General features: G+C 35.4%; 21 protein-coding genes. All 21 read right to left on the bottom strand.

Annotated features, from left to right (window positions below):
• Positions 1 to 78: 78 nt before the first annotated feature.
• Positions 79 to 357: an AbrB/MazE/SpoVT family DNA-binding domain-containing protein gene (locus NSS74_RS26395; RefSeq protein ID WP_061664313.1), complete on the bottom strand. Its 279-nt coding sequence runs from the start codon at positions 355 to 357 to the stop codon at positions 79 to 81.
• 176 nt (positions 358 to 533) lie between these two features.
• A complete protein-coding gene (locus NSS74_RS26390; protein ID WP_002130397.1) occupies positions 534 to 776 on the bottom strand; it encodes a hypothetical protein in 243 nt (80 codons plus the stop codon).
• Positions 777 to 1,072: 296 nt separating this feature from the next.
• The gene (locus tag NSS74_RS26385) at positions 1,073 to 1,261 is read right to left on the bottom strand and encodes a hypothetical protein (protein WP_002130399.1); all 189 of its coding nucleotides are present in this window, start codon (positions 1,259 to 1,261) and stop codon (positions 1,073 to 1,075) included.
• 304 nt (positions 1,262 to 1,565) lie between these two features.
• Complete coding sequence (locus NSS74_RS26380; RefSeq protein ID WP_340814619.1) at positions 1,566 to 2,228, bottom strand: restriction endonuclease; 663 nt, start codon at positions 2,226 to 2,228, stop codon at positions 1,566 to 1,568.
• The gene (locus NSS74_RS26375; RefSeq protein ID WP_340814617.1) at positions 2,221 to 3,198 is read right to left on the bottom strand and encodes a DUF3991 and TOPRIM domain-containing protein; all 978 of its coding nucleotides are present in this window, start codon (positions 3,196 to 3,198) and stop codon (positions 2,221 to 2,223) included. The genes NSS74_RS26380 and NSS74_RS26375 overlap by 8 nt, the downstream gene beginning before the upstream one ends.
• Positions 3,199 to 3,295: 97 nt before the next feature.
• A complete protein-coding gene (locus NSS74_RS26370; RefSeq protein WP_340814616.1) occupies positions 3,296 to 5,953 on the bottom strand; it encodes a type IA DNA topoisomerase in 2,658 nt (885 codons plus the stop codon).
• Positions 5,954 to 5,968: 15 nt separating this feature from the next.
• Entirely contained in the window at positions 5,969 to 6,103 is a 135-nt protein-coding gene (locus tag NSS74_RS26365; RefSeq protein WP_340814615.1) for a hypothetical protein, read from the bottom strand.
• Positions 6,104 to 6,248: 145 nt separating this feature from the next.
• Positions 6,249 to 9,251 carry an LPD25 domain-containing protein gene (locus tag NSS74_RS26360; RefSeq protein ID WP_340814614.1) on the bottom strand — a complete coding sequence of 1,001 codons (3,003 nt, stop codon included), beginning with the start codon at positions 9,249 to 9,251 and terminating at the stop codon, positions 6,249 to 6,251.
• Complete coding sequence (locus tag NSS74_RS26355; RefSeq protein WP_340814613.1) at positions 9,244 to 9,519, bottom strand: hypothetical protein; 276 nt, start codon at positions 9,517 to 9,519, stop codon at positions 9,244 to 9,246. Before NSS74_RS26355 ends, NSS74_RS26360 begins: the two co-directional genes overlap by 8 nt.
• Before the next feature lie 42 nt (positions 9,520 to 9,561).
• Complete coding sequence (locus NSS74_RS26350) at positions 9,562 to 9,993, bottom strand: hypothetical protein (protein WP_340814611.1); 432 nt, start codon at positions 9,991 to 9,993, stop codon at positions 9,562 to 9,564.
• Positions 9,994 to 11,187 carry a MobP2 family relaxase gene (mobP2, locus tag NSS74_RS26345; protein WP_061674695.1) on the bottom strand — a complete coding sequence of 398 codons (1,194 nt, stop codon included), beginning with the start codon at positions 11,185 to 11,187 and terminating at the stop codon, positions 9,994 to 9,996. It abuts the gene before it with no gap.
• On the bottom strand, positions 11,180 to 11,440 hold the full coding sequence (locus tag NSS74_RS26340) for a hypothetical protein (protein WP_002094785.1): 261 nt from the start codon (positions 11,438 to 11,440) through the stop codon (positions 11,180 to 11,182). Before NSS74_RS26340 ends, mobP2 begins: the two co-directional genes overlap by 8 nt.
• A 260-nt stretch (positions 11,441 to 11,700) precedes the next feature.
• On the bottom strand, positions 11,701 to 12,597 hold the full coding sequence (locus NSS74_RS26335; protein WP_201035047.1) for a hypothetical protein: 897 nt from the start codon (positions 12,595 to 12,597) through the stop codon (positions 11,701 to 11,703).
• Positions 12,598 to 12,619: 22 nt separating this feature from the next.
• Positions 12,620 to 13,198 carry a MerR family transcriptional regulator gene (locus tag NSS74_RS26330; RefSeq protein ID WP_078214260.1) on the bottom strand — a complete coding sequence of 193 codons (579 nt, stop codon included), beginning with the start codon at positions 13,196 to 13,198 and terminating at the stop codon, positions 12,620 to 12,622.
• A gap of 13 nt (positions 13,199 to 13,211) precedes the next feature.
• On the bottom strand, positions 13,212 to 13,481 hold the full coding sequence (locus NSS74_RS26325) for a hypothetical protein (RefSeq protein WP_044440889.1): 270 nt from the start codon (positions 13,479 to 13,481) through the stop codon (positions 13,212 to 13,214).
• 29 nt (positions 13,482 to 13,510) lie between these two features.
• Positions 13,511 to 14,638: a bifunctional lytic transglycosylase/C40 family peptidase gene (locus NSS74_RS26320; protein WP_085313574.1), complete on the bottom strand. Its 1,128-nt coding sequence runs from the start codon at positions 14,636 to 14,638 to the stop codon at positions 13,511 to 13,513.
• A 4-nt stretch (positions 14,639 to 14,642) separates the two neighbouring features.
• The gene (locus tag NSS74_RS26315; RefSeq protein ID WP_085313573.1) at positions 14,643 to 16,580 is read right to left on the bottom strand and encodes a VirB4 family type IV secretion system protein; all 1,938 of its coding nucleotides are present in this window, start codon (positions 16,578 to 16,580) and stop codon (positions 14,643 to 14,645) included.
• Positions 16,581 to 16,595: 15 nt separating this feature from the next.
• The gene (locus NSS74_RS26310; RefSeq protein WP_340814607.1) at positions 16,596 to 17,408 is read right to left on the bottom strand and encodes a hypothetical protein; all 813 of its coding nucleotides are present in this window, start codon (positions 17,406 to 17,408) and stop codon (positions 16,596 to 16,598) included.
• 14 nt (positions 17,409 to 17,422) lie between these two features.
• Entirely contained in the window at positions 17,423 to 17,710 is a 288-nt protein-coding gene (locus NSS74_RS26305; protein ID WP_002090859.1) for a DUF5592 family protein, read from the bottom strand.
• A 47-nt stretch (positions 17,711 to 17,757) separates the two neighbouring features.
• Entirely contained in the window at positions 17,758 to 20,313 is a 2,556-nt protein-coding gene (locus NSS74_RS26300) for a pLS20_p028 family conjugation system transmembrane protein (RefSeq protein WP_340814605.1), read from the bottom strand.
• Between the two features lie 23 nt (positions 20,314 to 20,336).
• Positions 20,337 to 20,546 carry a hypothetical protein gene (locus NSS74_RS26295; protein WP_002090849.1) on the bottom strand — a complete coding sequence of 70 codons (210 nt, stop codon included), beginning with the start codon at positions 20,544 to 20,546 and terminating at the stop codon, positions 20,337 to 20,339.
• Positions 20,547 to 20,562: the final 16 nt, after the last annotated feature.

The raw sequence follows: 20,562 nt of genomic DNA, 5'->3' as shown, positions 1-20,562 counted from the left end.
GTAGTTTGTTTTTTATTAAACATTACGGTACGTGAAATTATATATTCCCCTTGCAAAAAAGCCCCTTGAAAGGAGCACTTATTTTACAAGATATTGTTCTACTTCTTTTAGTAATAGTTCTGCACCTTCTAGACTTAATGTTATCTTGCCATTTGCTAATGCTATGTTACGATTTGACACTTCTCCTGTTAATGCACAAACATGACCAGGCTGATACTTCTGTAAAATGATGTCTTCCCCTTCTACAAAAATCTCTAATGGTGATTTTTCTTTAATCCCAAGCGTATTTCTAAGTTCCTTTGGAATTACTATACGCCCTAATTCATCCACTTTTCTAGTTACTCCGGTTGCTTTCATCCAGCATATTTCCCCATTTCATTATCAATTTGTACCCAAGTTATTCTTTACTATTGTAACAGGCTTTCTCCATACACGAGAAACATAATGATCCAAAACCAAATAATCAAACTAAATGCACTCTTGAATCCTCTCCACAGAGAAAATGTTTCCTCTTGCATTATTATCATCCTTTCTTACTTGTCTTTTGGTTCTCCAAACCATTCATACATTGCCTGTCGGCTTATAATCCATTCCTTACGCTTCCCTTCAGGATGCAAAAAGTACTTCACTAAACCTTCTTGTAACATGCGCTCTAAATCATTTATTTGCTTCTCGTTCATTAGGGAGGGGCTATATTTATTCTTAATTGTCTCACGAGGAATCCCCCAATAAAAAGCTGCTTCAGATGGTGTCATGTATTTATTAATTTCTTTCATGGGAATTCTCCTTTGTTTGTGCTTTTCCTCTTATGTTACAATAAATAAAGAAGGAAATGGACTAGATTTCCTTCTTCTTCAGTCACTCATTAACCAAGCCCTTTGTTTGCTGTTAAGCAAATGAAGGGTTTTTATTTTGCTTGCTTAAATTTACTATCTATGACAGCCAAACGGATCAACTTCAGCTTAATATCCTTACTAAGAGAAAGCCATTCAGATGTACCAATTTTCATATCTTTTTCCTCCTCATCCCCTTTTTATACTTCAAGAAAATAAACCCCTTAAACATTTGTATTTTACACTAATTTAACAACTAGAGAATCCTCATCATATTCGTGAATGTGTAAATCATAGCGCATTTCTGTTGCATCCAATACTTTGCAAAACCTCTGATAGTAAGTCGGATTACTTACTTCCATGCCAATTTCTCCATTCCTGAACAGATACTCTAAATCATCAATGATTTCTTTTACTGTATTCTCCAATATTCTCACTCCTTATCGTTATAAAATAACCTTGTAAGGCTATTATATAGTAAAACAAAACAACCTTACAAGGTTATTTGTTGTTTTTTCCAGATATTTTATAAAAAATTCTTAATAACATCCTTAACTCGCTTTAAACCGCTTCTTTTCGCTTTTAACACATTTCTTGTTGTTTAGGTCTTATGTCATTCACTTCTAAATAAATATTTGTTAAAACGAAATCTGAGAAGCCGTTTTTTGATGAGAGTATGATTTTTATAATTAATTCCTAAAAATAACAAAAGAGCCGGATTTTCATCACAGCTCATGTATTAATTGGTTCTGTATGTGTACATGTGGGATATTGAGAACAGCCAAAAAACTTATTTCCTGTTTTATTCGAATTTCGAATAACTAAATCATGTTTACATGTTGGACATTTCCGTTCTGCAGGTGTTACCCCTTGATACACATCTTCAGCCGAATATTCGGGATTGATTTTATTAATTAATTTCTGAAGTTCTACACGATCTATTAGTTTTACATTGCAAGCTTCCGCTAATTCTTTCGCCTGTCTTGTATACACACTGTTTGTTACAACCCAACCCTCATTTGCTTTGTAATAGGCTTGTGCTGCATATATCTCTTGTACGGCACTAATGCCGACTCTATTTTTCATCCCGTAGCGTTTTGCCTGGATGACAATACGATTTTTCCCCTTCAATACCAGATCCGCTCCGAAATCATTTGACTGCTTTGTAACCATCGGTGAGTACCCAAGTTCTCGAAAGAGAGCCTTCAGATACACTTCGAATTGACGTCCATCCATTTTGTCTATATAGCGAATACCAGACTTAGCCATTCGCTTTAATATTCTTCGCCCTTGGATCTTCCGGTACATAAATTTACAAATACGAAAAAGAACATAAAGGATAAAACCATACATCAAAATTTGTAATATGTTTGGCATTTCTGGTAGATTAGACACTTCGCTCCACCTCTTTAATTGGTTTCATTTTCTTTGGTTGGGCTGTTTCTTTTGCCTGTTGCTCACTCACTTGTTTCTTCCGGACATCGTTCCAATCTTTTTCATTCGTTGGAATATCCTCTTTAAGATCTACAAAGCATTTCATTGTCTGAATGAAGTCTTTCCCAGCCTTATCATTATCAACTGCCATTATGACCTCTTTAATATCGTGCCCTTCTTTTTTCGCATCCATTAAAGATTGAATCACTGTTTTTGACTTCAATCCATGCATAGAAACCAGGCGAGCGTTTTGGATATTATTTTGTTTAATGCTCCAATGAGATAACATGTCGATTGGATCTTCATAAAAATAGATCTTATCCGGCTTACCCACATCAACCGTAAAACCTGCATTGATTTTTTCATAATTCGGGACGATTTGTTTAAAGCTGCCTCTTTTATTCTCCATTTTTACAGTGCCTTGACGGTTCATTCCAATTACTTGCCCTTTGCCACCTTCTTCTCTCCATTTGAACACGACATTGTTTTTCTTATCCTGGACGATAAGATCCTTTTTAATCAGCCAGTTCACCAGGCGAGGATCTATTTTCCGCTCATCAATTAAGTATTGCTTGATTTCTGTTTGTTTCGGCACCTCTAAGTGTTTTGGATAACTAAAAGGCTGCTGCCCTTTTTTGCGTTCCTCTTCAGCTTTTGAACGATCAAACTCTTTGTAATCCCCTTTATTGATGTCTAATACAGCTTGCGGAAATGTCATTTCATAGTACATCATCGCAAAGCTAATCGCTCCATAGCCCTTTTCGCCACGACTATTCCAGGCGTATTGATTCCCTTTAACGATGAGACTGTCATGTTCCGTATGACGGTAATAGTTTCCCTCTTTCTTAAACGTTTCTCCCTTTGCTTCCAGATATGAAATCAAGTCAATATTTCTTGCTTTCATCGCATCCTCCGTACTGACATGTGCCATTACGGAATCCCCCCTTTACTCTATAAAATGAAATAAAAAAGAGGACTATTCCGTTTCCTAGTCCTCTTTTGCTACTTATAGTTGATACATTTCATTTTTATTTGCCGAATAAGAATTTTAATCGCTTCTCCTGTACGCTGTATGATAAACGAGCGTCAAATTTCTTCCCGTTTTTGTTCGAGATAAACCCTTTAATCTGATCCGTTACATTCTTTTCTAATAACTTTTTCACATGGTTACTACTTAAATTTTTCCCAGAGAATGTACCAAAAATAATGAAGTCACAGCCTTTTTTGTATTTCTCACATAAGTAGTTACTTTTCCCTACAAGAACCCTACTCTTACACAATGGACATTTACCAATGGTACGATCTTCAGTCGTTGGAAAACGGAATTTCAAACTTCCGTCCGCTTCCATATAGATAGCTGCTGTAAATTCTCCCTTTTCTCCTTGAAAGCCGTTTATAAAATCGGTTGTTTTATACTGAATTAGCTTTTTCATCTGATTACCAGGGATTGTTTTCCCTTTCATCTTGGCTGGTAACATAAAATCACATCCATTTTTATGCTCCGTACATCCATAAAATGTTTTACGATGAAGCATATCCCCTTTTTTACATTTTGGACATTTACCAAATGACAGCTCCTCTTGTGTTGGGAACTGAAATTTTACTTTTCCTTCATGTAACACTAAATAAGCGGCAAACTCTTTCTCATTGGACTTAAATCCTTTTAAAAGATCTGTTTTCTTATCTTCGAACAGCTTTTTCGCTTGCGCTTCCGGAATCGCTTTTTCTTTAATTTTTTTCGGTAAGGAGATTCCACATTCCGGATAATTACTGCACCCGTAAAAATTGCCTTTATGAAGGATTTTTCCTTTTCTACAAGGGCATTTACACACTTCAATTTGTTGATTCCAAGTATTAATAATGCTATCCGACACCTTATCATCCATTGCGCCTAATTGTTCCACCGTGTCTTTTACAAACGTATTTGTTTGCTCTACGAATTCCTCATATTTCATTTCTTTCTTTTCGATCATGTAGATCATCCCTTCCATTTCAGCCGTATAAGCTGGATTTTTGATTTCATCTACCGGAAAAGCATCTATAAACGCACGACCAATATTAGTGGTTCGAATCTGACTGTTGGTAACATCAATATAGCTTCGCTCTAACAATTTCGGAATAAACGTTTCTTCCGTTGCGACTGTCCCAATCCGTTTTCCTTTCATAAGTTCTTTCAAATGTTCATCATCTAATTTACGCCCTGCTGTCTCCATAAAGGTTAAAATGGAACTTTCCGTATGAAAGGCTGGTTTCTTGGTTCGAGACTCAATCAAGTCATACTGAACGATTCTGAAAGAATCTCCTTCTCGTAAAATAGGTATCTGAAATGCTTCAACTGATCCCTCTTCTATATCCTCTTGAAACACACTTAGAAACCCTTTCTCTTGTAGGATCTTTTCTTTTGTACTGTATGTGTTGCCCTCTTGATCTATAAAATGTACTTCTCTCACCAGATAGATTGCTGGTTTCATAAAATTCCCGATAAATCGTTTTACAATCAAGTCATATAACTGTTTTTCTAATGGATTTCGGTTGGTCCCGACATATAATTTTGTTGTTGGGATGATGGCAAAGTGACTACTGACTAATTCATCATTAAATGTAGAGTGTTTTTTCGTAATAGAAGATGGGATTACTTGTTGTACAAGATTTGCATAGGAGCTTTTTTCTAACGCTGCCATTACTTCCTTAACTCGTTCCACTTGTTCAGTAGGTAAATGCCTAGATGAAGAGCGAGGGTAAGTAATAAAACCTTCTTCATACAAACTCTGAATATGTTTCTTTGCTGTTTCCGCATTTATCTTCAGTTTGGCGTGAGCATCTTTGTAAATGTCAGTTAAGTTATACAATAATTTTGGTTTCTTTTTTCTCGTACTTTCTTTAAATTCCGTTACGATTGCATCCGTTCCTTTCAAGCTATCTCCAAGCTTTTGTAGTGGCGATGGATCTATCAGTTGTTCTTCTGTTTTCATTACTGGTGATAAACCATTTTCGGTTAGTAGCTTCAAATTGTAATAGGTTTGTTCTTTATAGTTTTGAATTGCAATTTCCCTTTGACGGATTTCATTCAAGATACACATTTGAACACGACCAGAAGCCAATAAGAATTGGTTTTTTGCTAGTTTTGATGTACAGCCTCTCGTAACATTAATTCCTAAAATATAGTCCAGGTATTGCCTTGCTTTAGCCGATTGAGCAAGTGCTTCATAGTCTTTTCCTGGTTCTAATCGGTTCAATGCTCCCTCTAACTCTGCGGCCTCATAGGAAGAGATAAAAAGGCGAGATTCTCGCTTGTTCACACCTGCATATTCAACTATTTCACGATAGATAAGCTCACCTTCCTTATCCGCGTCACAAGCGTTTGCCACATGATCTACATCGGGACGATTTAACAACTTAACCAGTATTTCAATTTGTTCAAGACTATCTGATTTCGCTTTATATTCCGGCTCTAAAATAATTGGCAAGTGATTAAAATTAAATTCTTTGTATCTTTCATCCATTTCCTCCGGATATTTTAGTTCTAATAAATGCCCTCGGCACCAACTAATAATGTAATTTTCATTTTCATAGTAGCCATAATATGGCTTGCTTCCTGGATGCTTTTGTGAGTTTCTAAATCTAGGTGATTTTAATAATTCAACAGCTACTTTCGGCTTTTCTGCAATAAACAATGTTTTCCCCATACGTAATACCTCCTATTAATCTGTAATTTCAGTTTCACGCTTCCATTTCTTGTTTCTCCGCTTTTTTATCATTCTGTGACCAAATAATAACAACATGTTCAAAAAGACAGCTACAAGGAACATACAGCCCCCAAACAGCCATACATTCATGACGTTCACTCCTTTCGTTCTACAAACAAGAAAGAGGGCTTTTCCTTTTACCCTCTTTCATTTTTAGATATAAAAAAATCACTTTCCGTTTTCTCAATTGAGTAACAAAAAATGATTTAATCTGGTGTTCCTGTTATAAAATTTTTCATCGTTCCATTTCCATTGTTTCTTTTTTTCTACTTGATTTCTTTGTAGCCTTCGACTGCTCTACATTACCAGGCTCTGGCTCCTTGTCTTTGTCTTTTTCTTTACTATTCGTTTGTTTTCCGTTTAATGGCTGAAATTTTTTATCTACATCCATTTCCTTTGAAGTTGTAGACTGATTCACCGTTATACCTTCTTTCCCAAGCTTCTCATTCACCTGGTTTTCTAATTTCACAACGTGTTCCTGGCTTACCAGCTCATTATCAATCGAAACATACTTTGTTGTATAATACCGCTCTTCAGCTTTTACACGAGTGACAATACTATCAATATCATCTGGTGTTTCTTCATATTGTGAACGTCTGTATGCTTCGAATTTTCGGCTTAAGTCCTTATCTAACGTAGTTGACTCTTTTTCTTTTGAAGGCTGAATTTGTTGATCTAAAGAGGCAATAGGTGCATAGCCCTCTTTCTTCATTTCTTTATACAATTCCACTTCTTTTTCACTAAATGAAGGATCTTTTTGTTCCTCTGCCTTATCAACTAAAATTCCATATCGTTCATCTTTTACGATTTCATCCAGGCTCATATTCGCATCCTTTTCATGAATTACAAATGATTGATTCCCTTTTCCATCAAAAATAGAGTCTTGAACTTTTTCATATAAATCTGATTTCAAAATATTATCCAAATAGACATTTTCTCGTTCTCCATTTTTCTCCATTAAGGAAACATATAAATCTTCTGGATTTGTTTTATCTCCGTTCCATACCGATAAATAATTAATATCTTTCGTAACGCCATCCATCATGTGGATTCTTGCAACTTCTTCATCTTGCATATCCTTCGCCAACACTTCAATTGTAACTAAATGAGTAGGTGCATCTTTCAAGCTTTCTAATGTATTTTCTTGTGTTTTCTCCATCGGTATTTCTTTATTATTTCTATAATTCACTACTTCATCTCGTAACGCTTGTTTCACTTCATCTGATAGATACCTTTTCTCGTTTAATACTTGCTCATATGGTGTCTTGTAGTCCCCATCCCCCATATTCATACGATCCATACTCATAAGCTCCATTCTCCCAAAATCCCTATCGACTTCTTTTGGAATGGCAATATGATAACGAGCTTGATCGTAAGGGATGGTTTGACCTCTTTCTCTAGCTTCTTCTCTTGCTTTTTCAATACTTGAAATGACTTCAGCCATTTTTTCATTGGCTTCTCCAAATGGGATCAGTTGATTACTCTTAAAATTTTCGTTGTCGCTCCATTGAACTAGCATAGTTGGTCGATTAATTTCATTCTGATTTAGTGCTGCATACTTTTCTTGATTTGCCTCGTTAAATGCATATATAAATTCTTTATCACTCAATTTTTCTGCATCTTTTACAGGTTCAAACGCTCGATTTCTATCTGCTTGCTCCCTTAACTGGTTAACGGAAACGAGTTCTTGTGTCGTGTTACTTAAACTCATGTATTCCACCAATAAAATATTTTTTTCATCCTGTTTTTCATTTCTAGTTGTCATAATATCGTTATGTGATTCTGAAATAGAATGGTTGATTTGATTCACCGTTTGACTTATAGCATTATCAAATTTAAATAACCCACGTTTATCTTCTATACGCCCAGAAAGGCACTCTACGTTCATATCCCCTCTTGAGTTAGAAGTAACTTTCGCAATTGGAGTTTTTAATACTTCTTTATTTACCAACTCCGGATATTCATACTCATCCATTTCGTGAAAAAACTCCAAATTCTTTGTAATTTTATTTATACTTTGTTTCTCTGTTTCAGTCCCATATTGATTAACAATTGCATGCATTTCTCCTACAGTTAATCGCATATTAGGATAAATCCCTTCAATTATCCGTCCATCTTCTGACAATTGAATTTCGTAGTTTTCCCATTGTCTTTCGAAATTTAATCCTAACTTTTCATTAATATTGCGCTGCACATCTTGTTGAATACCTGTCAAAATTTCAAAATTATCTCTTTCATATTCAGACACTTGTTTTGACATATTATCTACTCCCTTTTCATTCGTTTTTTCTTTTTCCTTTTCTAACGTATTTTCAATTGTTTCAATAAATTCAATCGAAGTTTCATGTACTTCTTTCAACAACTTAGTTTTATCTTTCATTTCTTTTCCTTGTGTCCAGCTCGCTAAATATCCTAACGAATATTCGCTTGTATCAATCCCAAAATAAGAAGAAACAGCGTAAGCTGTCATTTCTGCTTGAAACTCTTTTTCTGGTGCTGTGTAATTCATATGTGTCTCTGCTGTATGAAGTTTGGCATGTGCTAATTCGTGAAGAAGTGTTTTTACATTTTGTAATTCACTGTTTCGTGGATTCAAAGCAACCTCTTTTGTTAAGGTGTAACTAACTCCCTTTGCGACCCCAAGTTCTTGCTTCGGCTCAATAATTTTTATACCGTTTTTTTCCGCAATGGCTTCCATTCCTTTATACAAACTCTTATAATCTGTAACACTTCCTTCTAGCCAACGATTCGGAAAAATACGAGGTAGATCTTTTGCTGTTGCGCTTGTTTGCGACACATCAAACACATGACCAATAGCAAAATATAAGCGACCAGGTATCACTTCTACGCTTTTAGATTCGATTTGTTTTTTCTCTTCCTCACTTGCTTTAGTTACTGTTTTCCAAGTGCCTTCTTTGTCTTTGAACTTTGCTACAGTTCGGTTTGGAACAAGGATTTTAATTCCTTTCTCACCCTTCTTAACCGGAAATTCTTTTTCTTTCCAAAAAGAAAAGGAACCCACTGCCCTGGCTCCCTCGAATTGACTCTGTATTAATGAAATATTAGATGGTGAATAGTGATAAAACTTTGCCATAAACGTTAAATATTCTTTTAAATCTCCCGGTGTACGGAAATAACCTTCTACGCTTTTTTCCATCTTTTTTGTTAAAGCTTGCACCGCTTCTTTCTTTTCTTCTGGTGATTTCGTTTGATACTTTTTCTTATAACTTTTACTCATGATCTTCTCCTGCTCTTTCACTCGCTTTTTGCAATTCCTCCATTTCTTCTTCATTCCATCTCTCAGCTGTATCAAAGAAAAGCTCATGAGTTTTTACATTAACCGGCACTAACATATTTTCTTGATTCATGACATGGATTGCTAGTTCTCTCACTTGTTCTCTTGTAATTTTAATTGTTAGTTCTTCCTCTTTTACAAGTAACACAATTTCATCTTCTCCAATTTCTTTAATGACTCCTAATGCGATATCTTCACGAAATAATAACATCTAAATAACCTCCTGTTTTTTTATAAAAAGAAACAATGTAGCTTACGTTACATTGTTCTTTGATGCCTCATGATCTAAACGTTTTTGCCTTGCATGACTAATTCGTTCTTCCACAGTTTTCTTTGCCATCTTCACACTTTCCATCTCCTGTTTATCAGTCGTAATAATGCTGTCTACGCCCTCTAAAAAGAAATAACCGTTTAATAACTCAATTAAAATTTGCGTATTTCTATCCGCACTATTGGCACCAAGACGAATTTTTGTTAGCTCACTTTTTAACACATCGTGTAAGTTATTCGATACCACTTCCGTTATATAATTTAATGACCATTCTGTATTTTTGGCTGCTTCATGTTCCTTGCAAATTCTTCCCATTGCTTCCCCTGTATATCGAATTCCGTGTTCCTCCATGTAATCCTTTAAATAATCCTCTGTCTCTTGATCCATCGTTACCTGTCTTCTAATTGTACTCATTTAATAACCCCTCTCATTTTGGTATGCACTTTCTTTTTGCAAACGCTCATAATACTTTTGGTTCTTCCAGCTTTCATATTCACTTTTAAAAGCACGTTCCACTTTCCTCATAGAATACTGAATAGATACATTCTGTTGAAATTTTTGAAACGGCTTTGACTTTTTCATGTGATGGATTCTCTTTTGTTCTTTATCATATGCCTTCATTTCTTGTAAAAAGGCGTTCCCCATTCTTTTATATAGGTCATTGATTTTATTCGTTTTATAATTTTCATATTGCTTCTTATCATACTTTCCTTCCCCATATGCTTCTTTAAAAACTTGCACTTCTTTATCTAATTTTTGGAGAAACTGATCGTAATCTTTTTTATGATGATGTTGAATATATCGACTGCTTAATTCATCAATTTCCGGCTTCAATGGTTGAATTGTATTGTAGCTATATTGCCACTGTCTTTTATCACTTGGTAACTGTTTATAAATTCGTAAAAACAACGGTTTCAAATGTTGATTGCGCCAATCAAAAACGGAATCCTCTTTTTTCTTTCCCACCATATTGTTTCGAATCAGATCATTAATTTGTTTTTGTTCCTGCTTTCGATCTAACAAATTATTTACGACTTTCCCCTTCATCGCATCCAATGTTTTGGGTTTTCTTTTGCCACGTTCTCTCGTTGGAAAAGGTTCAACAGTTGCTACATGAATATGAATATTATCCGTATTAAAGTGAATGGCTGCCGACCAGATAGAGCTTTTTTCCAACCCCTCTTTTTTTTGCATTTCCTTCATCGCAAGCCGTGTTACATCCATTAACTTTTTTTCATCCAATGTTTTTGTTTTCTCATCATAAATTCCTTGTTTCTCTAGCCAGGGATTATGAAAAGAAATGACATCTTGCCACATGATACTTCCATTCTCATGGGCGGTTTTAAACATTTCCTTTAAGGACTTTTTTTCACTTTCTGTTAAACGATTTGCGTGTTCCGTAAATAGTGCCGATGTCTTTTCTGAATTCCCCATATAGTCTTGATACGTTTCGAACATTTTCGGATTCAGCTTCACTTCACTTTTCGCTTCCTCCCGATCTACATAATCAATATAGTTCTGAAATGCATCCGAACTTGGCAACACAAATTTCGTTTTTAAAACAACACCTGGTGTGACGGAAGACTGAACAGGAACGGCATTATTCATTTTCAACATCCTGCATCATCATTTGAATAAACTCATTCATTTTTTCCATCGCGCTATAACAATCACTCATCATATGGATATTCTTTTCAATGAGATTTTCTAATTCCATTTCCCTTTTATTTTGTTGCTGAAAAAATGCCAACATTTCAATTTGAGCTTTCAAAAATTTTTGTCTGGATACTCCTTTCCTTTTTGCGATTTCATCTATTTTCTTTAAGGCAACTGGATCTATATCTCTTATTTTTAGATTCACAATTTCCGCTCCTTTCTGTAATTCTGGGTAGAGTTCAAAAAATAGTGAGAAGAGCATAAGGGGTTTCTGCCCCCACCGAGGGTGTGGGGCTAGGCGGAGCCTAGCGAAACGATGGGGGCAAGAAAATCCTCTAGGTGAGTACTCACTGATGACACAAATTAAACTGATGAGTACTCACTGATGATATAAAAACCAACAGATGAGCACTCAATGAGTACTCAAATTTCACTGGTGAGTACTCACTGATGACATGACTATTTTTACTTTTTATTAATTTCTTGTGCCTTTTGCTCTAATTTTTTGATCTTATCTCGTGCAATTTTTTGTTCTCCTTTAAACAATTCCACGTTCTTATCTGATGATTTTATTTTTGATTCTAAGGATGCTATTTTCGATTGCGTTTCCGTTTTTTCCGCATCGGTTTGATACTTCATTTCATCTTTTAGTTCTTTTACTTTTTCATAAACTGTCTTGGCATTTTCTTCTTCCAGTTTGATTGCTTTTCCATAATTTTTGATCTTTGTTTCAATATCTTTTTTGTCTCTTTCTATAAAATCTAACTCATATGTTTTTTTGTCTTCAGCTAACAATTCATCATTTGCTTTTGTTTTTCTTTGATCGGTAAAAATCGACTGAACAAGTTTATTCGGACTTTTTGTTGATGCATTTTCTTCTTCATATTCGTTAACATCTTGTGTGAATTTACGAATATCCATTTGTTCGTTTTCACTGTTTTTATTATAAATATCAAAAGCTAGCGCTCCCCAATTCGGAGATAATTCCTTTACTTCTACTACGTAATTTCCGTTCTCTTCATACAATACTTTGACAGGTAACTGAACACCTGGATTTGCTTTTTGCTGTGCCTTAAATATAAATCCTGTTTCCTCATATCGTTCTATCCGAAAGCGAATTTGTATAAAGTTTTTGTGTGGATTGTATTCCCTTTGTTCTACAATCAATTTCCCCATTCCCGACAACTTAATTACTTTATTTGTTTCCGTATGGAACAATCTTTCATCGTTCGGCATGTAAAATTTAGATGTCAAGAAAGCGAAAAAACCCAAAAATAGAAAGCTGATAATTGCTAAGTAGATCCACGACTTATTTTTTCTTAGATTGATTCTTTCACTCTTCTTACTAATTGCACCTATCACACTCTCACCCCACCTTTTTTCGTTATAAAACTTTCATATTGAGTTCTTCTACACTCGTAACTCGCCATGTTTCCTTTTCTTTTTTTATGATGATTCGCAACACATTGTTTACTTTTTCTTCTCGATTTTGCGTTGAATCTGTCGTGACATTTATAAATTCAGCTAACACATTTATCTCCTCTTTATCGGGTTCATTTTCTTGTAAATAAAACTTCATTTCTATTGGTTTCGTTTTATACGTATCTCCTAATTCGTATTTATCAGTTGGATAAAATTGTTGTAATAGTTCTTCACTCATAATGGATTTTGCTTTTTCTTTTCGCTCATTGTAGCCTTCTTTTTCTCGATGAAATGATAATTGAATAAACGTTTCGGCTGTCGATAAGTACGCTCTTCTCTGTTGTTCTTGTGCGGATGGAAGCACCTTATCCAGTCGTTTTTTTAAATCTTCATTTTGTTTTGTTAGTAATTCATTTGAAAGTTTTAACTGTTTTTCCTTTCCATCACTCATTGATTTTTTGCTCAAATAGATATTAAAAGCTGTCACACCTACAACTAAAATGACAAACACAATAAACAAAGATTTTCGTTTATCTTTCATATCCATTCCTCCTTTACTTCGTAATATCGTTTAGTTGTTTAGTAGCATTCCAGTAGGATTGTATTCCTGTTTTAGCCGCTTCTTCTGAAGGGAAATTTGCTACCACCCATAAATATGTTTTCCCTTCATAGTCAAATATATTGTGCTCTATAAAGTGTGCTATCTCGTTTGCTTTCAATTCCCGATGTAATAGAAAATTATCACCATCTTTTTCAATCAAATAATTCGATGGTTTTATAACTGCATTTTCAAATCCCTTAACTGGTGCTTCTATTAATTTCATTGTAATTTCCCCTTTACTTTTTCATATTTTTAGAACCTTCTTACATGACCAGAAAAGACTTTTTGCCAATACGGATTATTTAAATCTTCAATGGAAACACCTTTATTTGTTTGGCATCCAATGAATGTGTTTTTATCAATTACAATGCCAACATGCCCGTCATGTTTATAGGTATCAAAGAAAATAACATCACCCGGTTTCATATCATTTGCTGATACTTTTGTACCGATTTTATTTAATGTTTCCGTACTTACAGCTCCTATTGGACTGGTATACATCCCTACTTGTTCGAATGCCCAGCGTACAAAACTACTACAATCAAAAATCCCTCTTGCAATGTCATTTGTGTTACGTCCACCACCAAATACATATGTAGAACGCCCTATCCATTGACGACCTACATCGGCAACTTTTGAACCGCTACTTCCTCCACTTCCTGGATTTCCTCCACCACCAGAAACGACAGACCCCGGTTGATAATATTTCAAAACCGCATCGACGTACAGGATATCGCCATAACACGCTTGATACGGTACAGCTTCTGGTCTAAGGCAATGATACATGCCAGTATGTTTTACTTTTTGATACTGTTGTTGTGAAAATTTGATTGCTATTTCTTTCGTATATTTACCACCATTTGCACCAACAAAATCAAAAAATCCTGTTCCGAAGTTGTACGCTTGGAGGGCTGTTTTGATATGATCCATGTCACCAGGACTCGTTACACCAGCTCTTTCTATCGCATGTTTAAACTCCTGTACGCCAGCCCATATGCTGTAATCGGGATCAGTAATACAGTTTGGTGATTTACAATATTTCGTATTAAATGCACCCTCTGATGATTGCATCGGATCACTACCACGTCCTCCGCTCTCTTGCATCATTTGAGCAAGCATTAAAGCGACAAACGGTTCCACGCCAAAGGCTTTTGCATGCTTCCGAATCGTAGGTTCCCATTTCAAAACTTCGGGCGAAACGTTCATGACTTGCCCTTCACCTGTATACGTAATATCACCCGTGTCTGTTCCACTCTCTCCGCCCATTGCCGCAATAAAAATACTCATAACTCCAAGTAAGAGAAAAGAAAAAAGACCCATCACAATTAGTGCTAAAGTGATGAGCCATTTCTTTGGTATAATCTTTAAAACTAGATGCATGGTATTAAGCACCTCCTCCGAATAACATCAATTCTTCGTCCGTTACTTCTACATGGAAGTGAATGTTTTTTACAGCCCCAATACTTAAGATGACATCCCCTGTTGGCAAATGCGGAATCGCTGCAATTTCACTTTCACTTAACTGTCCTGCAAATACTTTTCGTAACATATCTAAACTGTTATTATCTTGCTGCATAATAAATTTGTACTGTGTAAGTTCAAAGAGCTTTTTAATTTCATCAATCATTTCTTGTGAAGATCCTTCCGGTACAAAATCTCGAATTGTATGACTTGCATATAAAAGACCTGCAAAATATTTTCGATCTTCTCGACTAAATTTAATTAAAAATTGCAAGGCGTGAGCACTTTCTTTTCGAGTGTTAATTATATGATGTGCCTCATCGATAATAATGAAGTATCGTACAACATCTTCAAAAGCAATTTGCTTTTTGTTAAAGGCTCTTAATTGAGGAGCACCATTTGAAATCATTTCATCCCAAAGGAGATTTAACACATTAAAGATTTGCGCTTGAAATACTTCTGGTTTAGAACTGGATATATTCCGTAAGGAAAAAGATACAACTTGTTCTTTCTTGAAATCTTCAATTGTAGAATGTCCATCGAATAATTGCGCATACACTTCTACTAGGTTCATAAGATTTAATTCAATTAATTCTAAGCGATGGATTCTACTGTCTCCTAAATTTTCATGGTGTTTTTTACTTTCTACATCATGATATAATTCTTTGCGAACAAACATTAAAAAGTCAGAGAAAATCGGATATTCTTTCGGTTTTCTTGTTGTAATTTCATTTGTTGCTCCCTTTTTATCATTCCATAATCCCATACGAATATATAATTTTCGAAGTAAATTTTCATACTCTTTAATTTCATCATCTTTTGCTTCTGGCGCAATAAAACGATAAAAAGTTGTCACTTTGGATAAATGCTGAATGAAACTAACTTCCTCACTTTCTGCTGTCTTATATACTTGAAGTGGGTTAATTTGACCTTGTGATCCGTCTAATGCAATTGTTTTCCCATTCAAGTCACGTACTGTTTCCTCAAATTCACCTACAATATCAAAAATACGGATAAAATGTCCTTTACTTGCATAATCCACAGCTTTCTTTTTCAGTAAGGTTGATTTTCCAGCACCAGGCTTTCCAACCATTACACCGTTATAACTCTTTCTTTGTTTGTCTTTATGAAAAATATCAAAAATAACATTTCCTTTTGTTTTCGTTGTCCCATAATACGTACCGTATGGATCGTTCAAATAAGAATAGTGAAATGGACATCCACCAGCCAAACTGACTGCCGGAATTTCTTTTCCTTTTCTTCGGTTCACATAATTTTTTTGTGTATCAAAGCTCGTTACAAGTGCATCCCATTCATACTCTTGTTCATTTAAAAAGACAGCTCCTCGAAAGTTATAAGACTCTAATGTTTCCATGATTTCTTTTACTTGTTTTTCTAGCTCATCTAAAGTTCTAGCGGAAACATAGATACGGATATGAATACGTTTCATGACCTCACCTTGTTTCAAATCCGTATAGAGAGCTTCCAGCTCTAAAAATTCATTTTTTGCATCAATCCGATCTATATTATCCTTTGCTGTATCATGCCTTACACTTTGTTCACTCATGGATTTATTAATCGATTCAACGACTTCTTTTCGATCATCACTCATTACATCTAATGTTGTGATCACATTTGGCATATTCATAATTTGCTCTAGCCAGAAATCATTTACCTCTGTTGGATAATCATAGATATGAATACAAGTAGCAAATCCATCACCTGTTTGCACATAACTTTCTTTAAAACTGATTCCCCCTTGTGGCTGAACTCTAGCTACTAAATAAGGGTTGTAACCTTTTTTCTTTTTTAGTTCTTCTTGTTTTTCTTTTTTCGACTTTTTACTTTTGAACGCAAACATATTGTTTCCCCCTCACTACCATATATTTTTCGTTCCCAATTTTGCGTTTTGATTAAACAATTTAAACATAAGCTCTAACTTCTTCTCTTCATCCACCTCTAATAGTTCGGTAGAGCGCTTGATATATCGTTTTGCTGCATCCACACGTTCTTTTACGATCAATTCCGTTTCTCCGTAAATAAATAAGAAGGCTTCCCGATTTGTTCTTCCCCATTCTAAAAACTGAAGTTCTTTTAACTTCTGATTTAAAATTCGTTCATACAAAGGACTGGTACATTCTTTAATTTTCTTCTCTATATATCGTTGTTGTTCGGTTGTTTGACATGGGAAGTTTAAAAAAACAAGTTTAATTGACTGTTTGTAGGCTTGATAAAAATAAGCATGTGAGAAAATAACAAATGCTTGTTCGTCGCTATTCTTAGAGAACATATCGTCACCTTCGACTTGAAGAATTTCTAAAAACCCCTCATTTTTTAGCTCAAATATTCCATCCTCCGTCATGTCTACGATTTGCATAATTTCCGCAATATTTTTCTTTACCTTTGGTGATACTTCTTTCTTTTTTCTAGAGAAAAAGCCTAAAAGTTTTGGGTTTTTCTTTTTCAAAACATCTTTCTTCGGCTTTTCCTTTTTCTGTTTTTTTACTTTTGTTTCTACTTTTGGTTTTTCTTCCTCTTTCTTTTCGTTGGGCACTACCTTAACAATTTCTTTTGGTTCAGAAATTGATTCCTTTACATTTTTTTCGTTAAAAAGAAATGCCTTTTTTTTCGGTCTTTCTATTTGTTTCGGCTTTTCTTTCTCTACATCTTTTTCACTGAATAACGCCATATGTGATCCCTCCCTTATTGATCGTTATCAATGGCACAATATGCGCCTTTTCTTCTTAGCAATGTAATAATCAACACTTCATACATTCGTTTTTGAGGATTCGTACTTGGTCGCCATATCATGATAATTGCAATAGCTGCCATGAAAATAAGAAATGGTAATTGAAAAGAATCATGTACGAAGTTCCTAAGAATCATCGTTACAACTAATAAACCAATTAATAAAAAGAAATCTATTAAATAAAGCACTTTATTAATCCGTAATTCTGTACTGATTTCCTTCGGAATCCGATAGCTTCTCATCGGGATTCCCTCCTTTTCGACAATAAAAAATAAGCGTACGATTACGCTTATTTTTTATCCGTATTATTTTTATTTTTGTTCACGATATCTCTCCAACTTTTACCCGTATTTTGACCCATTTGATAAAAACGTTTTGTATTTTGTACCGTTTCAGTATTATTAATTCGTTCTTGCACTCCTTTTACTTTTTGTTTCATGGATGATGTCGTATGTTTAACTTTATCGGTTGTATATTGTCCTAATGTCCGTGTTTCTTGACTTCTACTTGCTGCCACTTCTTTATCACTTTCATAAGGAATAATCGGGCTACTATGTGTCACCGTTACGATGTCGGCTGATGCCGGGCTTCCTCCACTTGGTACTGGTCTTGGTGTTTCCACTGGTACCGGGCTTCCTCCACTTGGTACTGGTCTTGATGTTTCCATCGGTGCCGGGCTACTTCCACTTGGTACTGGTCTTGATGCTTCTACTGGTGCCGGGCTACTTCCACTTGGTACTGGTCTTGATGCTTCTACTGGTGCCGGGCTACTTCCACTTGGTACTGGTCTTGATGTTTCCATTGGTGCCGGGCTTCCTTCACTTGTTCCTTGTCTTACTGTTCCTGGTGTTTGACTTCCTTCACTTGTTCCTTGTCTTACTGTTCCTGGTGTTTGACTTCCTTCACTTGTTCCTTGTCTTACTGTTCCTGGTGTTTGACTTCCTTCATTTGTTCCTTGTCTTACTGTTCCTGGTGTTTGACTTCCTTCATTTGCTCCTTGCCTTACTGAACCTGGTGTTTGATTTCCTTCACTTGCTCCTTGTCTTACTGTTCCTGGTGTTTGATTTCCTTCACTTGCTCCTTGTCTTACTGTTCCTGGTGTTTGACTTCCTTCACTTGCTCCTTGCCTTACTGTTCCTGGTGTTTGACTTCCTTCACTTGTTCCTTGTCTTACTGTTCCTGGTGTTTGATTTCCTTCACTCGCCCCTTGTCTTACTGTTCCTGGTGTTTGGCTTCCTTCACTTGCTCCTCGTCTTACTCCTCCTGCTGTTTGATTTCCTTCACTCGCTCCATTTTCTTTTCCAGATTCTTTCATTTCATCTTGAAGGCTTGTTGTTCCCGATTCTTGCCCATTTGCTACCCCAGGGTTTTCATTCCCTTCTTTTTTCATATCTTCTTGAATAGATGGCGTACCACCATTCTTTTTATCTTCTTCCTTATTTAAGTTACCTTTTTCTTTTTCTTTATTTGCTAAATCATTTCCATTTGCTTTTTTCTGATCTGCTTTTTTCATTTGATCTTGCAAGGACTCTTTATTTTCGGACTCATTCCCTTTTTTCAAGCCACTTATAAGACCAGCCATGCCACCTGTTGCCATTGCTGCCGCACTTGCTGTTTTAGCTGCCGCAACACCAGTTCCTTCCGCTGCACCTTTCGCTCCTTTTCCAATCATATTTCCTAGACCCTTCATTGGTTTTGAATTTGCAAGAGCGCCAATTCCTTTCCCCAGTGCGAAACCACCTGCTAACATGCCCCAACTGCTCTTTAATCCAATATCTATTCCAAATAGCCTTTCTACGACTGCCGGGCCATCTAGAACTGCCATACTAAATGCGGCTAATGCAATCAGATACGGTACACCATTTAATTTGTCATGGAGAAACGCCGTTCCCATTATATATAGCTTTAATGATAGGAATATCATAATTGTTGCTATAAATATATTGAGGATATTGGATAATACAGCTTTTAACTTTTGACCATTCGCAACATCGGCTGGTGCTAATATGTTCGCTAACAAATAGTTAAATGCCAATTCATAAAATAATCTAGCTAACTTAATACTTACCAATAACAACGTTGCACCTGTTATCAGTAAGGTAAAGAATATATTCCAAAAATTCCAATGCCAGCGATAATACTTTTCGGGGAAGAAATCAAACCAACCATCTTTCAATTCTGCTAAAGATGCAACTCCTAACCCATCCATTACTCTTTTATTTTTTAAGATTTCCTGTCCATCATCTGTTAACTTTTTATCTTTTGCAAACTCAAAATCCGAATCAATCTTTTCTGTAATATCAATCTGTCTAATGTTTTTTTCTGGAATATGATTTTTTGGATTCATGTCTTCTTTCTTTTTCCATTTATTTTCATCTATTACTGCTATATCTGTTATGTTCTTCTTAATAATTTCATCACTTAAAGAACCTTTTTGTTCTGATTTTACAACTGCTATGGCATCATCGGTGAACTTATCAACCTTTGTCATACCAGTACTTAATAAACAAAGTACACTCAGTGTTACAAAAATATTGATGATAATTTGAGAACGGTTCATTTGTTTGTTCATAATGAACATGTAGCCAATATATAAAAACGATATGGCTAAAAGAACGACAAACAATGGATATAACATATCAACAAAATTTTGTATTTCTGGTGAATTAAAGAATCCTTTAATCCCCAGTATGGCATCGGTCACACCTTCTAAAGCATCTACAACTAAAGATAAGCCTACAATTAGAAACCATCCTATCCAACGGAATACATAATTAACGATGTCTCCTACTTGAAGATAATCCGAGAACGCTTCTATAGTTTTTAAAATCTCTTCATCTTTCACTATTTACCCTCCTCTCATGCTTGCTACTGCCCTAATACTTCCTTTGCTGTCCAATTCACCCTTTCATTTAGTCTGTCGATACGAATAATCAATTTCCCTTTTTGTTCCCGATCTACTGAAAGGAAAAGAACCGCATCTTCTAGACCAAGAATGACCTCATTCTCTTCTGTTACAAACGGCGAGTAACTATCTAAAATCATTTGCATTTTATCCGTTATTGTCGGTACGCACATTCCCTCTTCCTCCTTT

This window comes from Bacillus sp. FSL E2-8868, assembly GCF_038005505.1.
Classification (GTDB): domain Bacteria; phylum Bacillota; class Bacilli; order Bacillales; family Bacillaceae_G; genus Bacillus_A; species Bacillus_A mycoides.
This window is presented reverse-complemented; position numbering and strand designations above follow the sequence as displayed.

Bases quoted from the DNA above. Each gene is read 5' to 3' on its own strand.
- NSS74_RS26395 (WP_061664313.1), bottom strand. From the start codon at position 357: ATGAAAGCAACCGGAGTAACTAGAAAAGTGGATGAATTAGGGCGTATA.
- NSS74_RS26390 (WP_002130397.1), bottom strand. From the start codon at position 776: ATGAAAGAAATTAATAAATACATGACACCATCTGAAGCAGCTTTTTAT.
- NSS74_RS26375 (WP_340814617.1), bottom strand. From the start codon at position 3,198: ATGGCACATGTCAGTACGGAGGATGCGATGAAAGCAAGAAATATTGAC.
- NSS74_RS26370 (WP_340814616.1), bottom strand. From the start codon at position 5,953: ATGGGGAAAACATTGTTTATTGCAGAAAAGCCGAAAGTAGCTGTTGAA.
- NSS74_RS26365 (WP_340814615.1), bottom strand. From the start codon at position 6,103: ATGAATGTATGGCTGTTTGGGGGCTGTATGTTCCTTGTAGCTGTCTTT.
- NSS74_RS26360 (WP_340814614.1), bottom strand. From the start codon at position 9,251: ATGAGTAAAAGTTATAAGAAAAAGTATCAAACGAAATCACCAGAAGAA.
- NSS74_RS26355 (WP_340814613.1), bottom strand. From the start codon at position 9,519: ATGTTATTATTTCGTGAAGATATCGCATTAGGAGTCATTAAAGAAATT.
- NSS74_RS26350 (WP_340814611.1), bottom strand. From the start codon at position 9,993: ATGAGTACAATTAGAAGACAGGTAACGATGGATCAAGAGACAGAGGAT.
- mobP2 (WP_061674695.1), bottom strand. From the start codon at position 11,187: ATGAATAATGCCGTTCCTGTTCAGTCTTCCGTCACACCAGGTGTTGTT.
- NSS74_RS26330 (WP_078214260.1), bottom strand. From the start codon at position 13,198: ATGAAAGATAAACGAAAATCTTTGTTTATTGTGTTTGTCATTTTAGTT.
- NSS74_RS26325 (WP_044440889.1), bottom strand. From the start codon at position 13,481: ATGAAATTAATAGAAGCACCAGTTAAGGGATTTGAAAATGCAGTTATA.
- NSS74_RS26320 (WP_085313574.1), bottom strand. From the start codon at position 14,638: ATGCATCTAGTTTTAAAGATTATACCAAAGAAATGGCTCATCACTTTA.
- NSS74_RS26315 (WP_085313573.1), bottom strand. From the start codon at position 16,580: ATGTTTGCGTTCAAAAGTAAAAAGTCGAAAAAAGAAAAACAAGAAGAA.
- NSS74_RS26310 (WP_340814607.1), bottom strand. From the start codon at position 17,408: ATGGCGTTATTCAGTGAAAAAGATGTAGAGAAAGAAAAGCCGAAACAA.
- NSS74_RS26305 (WP_002090859.1), bottom strand. From the start codon at position 17,710: ATGAGAAGCTATCGGATTCCGAAGGAAATCAGTACAGAATTACGGATT.
- NSS74_RS26295 (WP_002090849.1), bottom strand. From the start codon at position 20,546: ATGTGCGTACCGACAATAACGGATAAAATGCAAATGATTTTAGATAGT.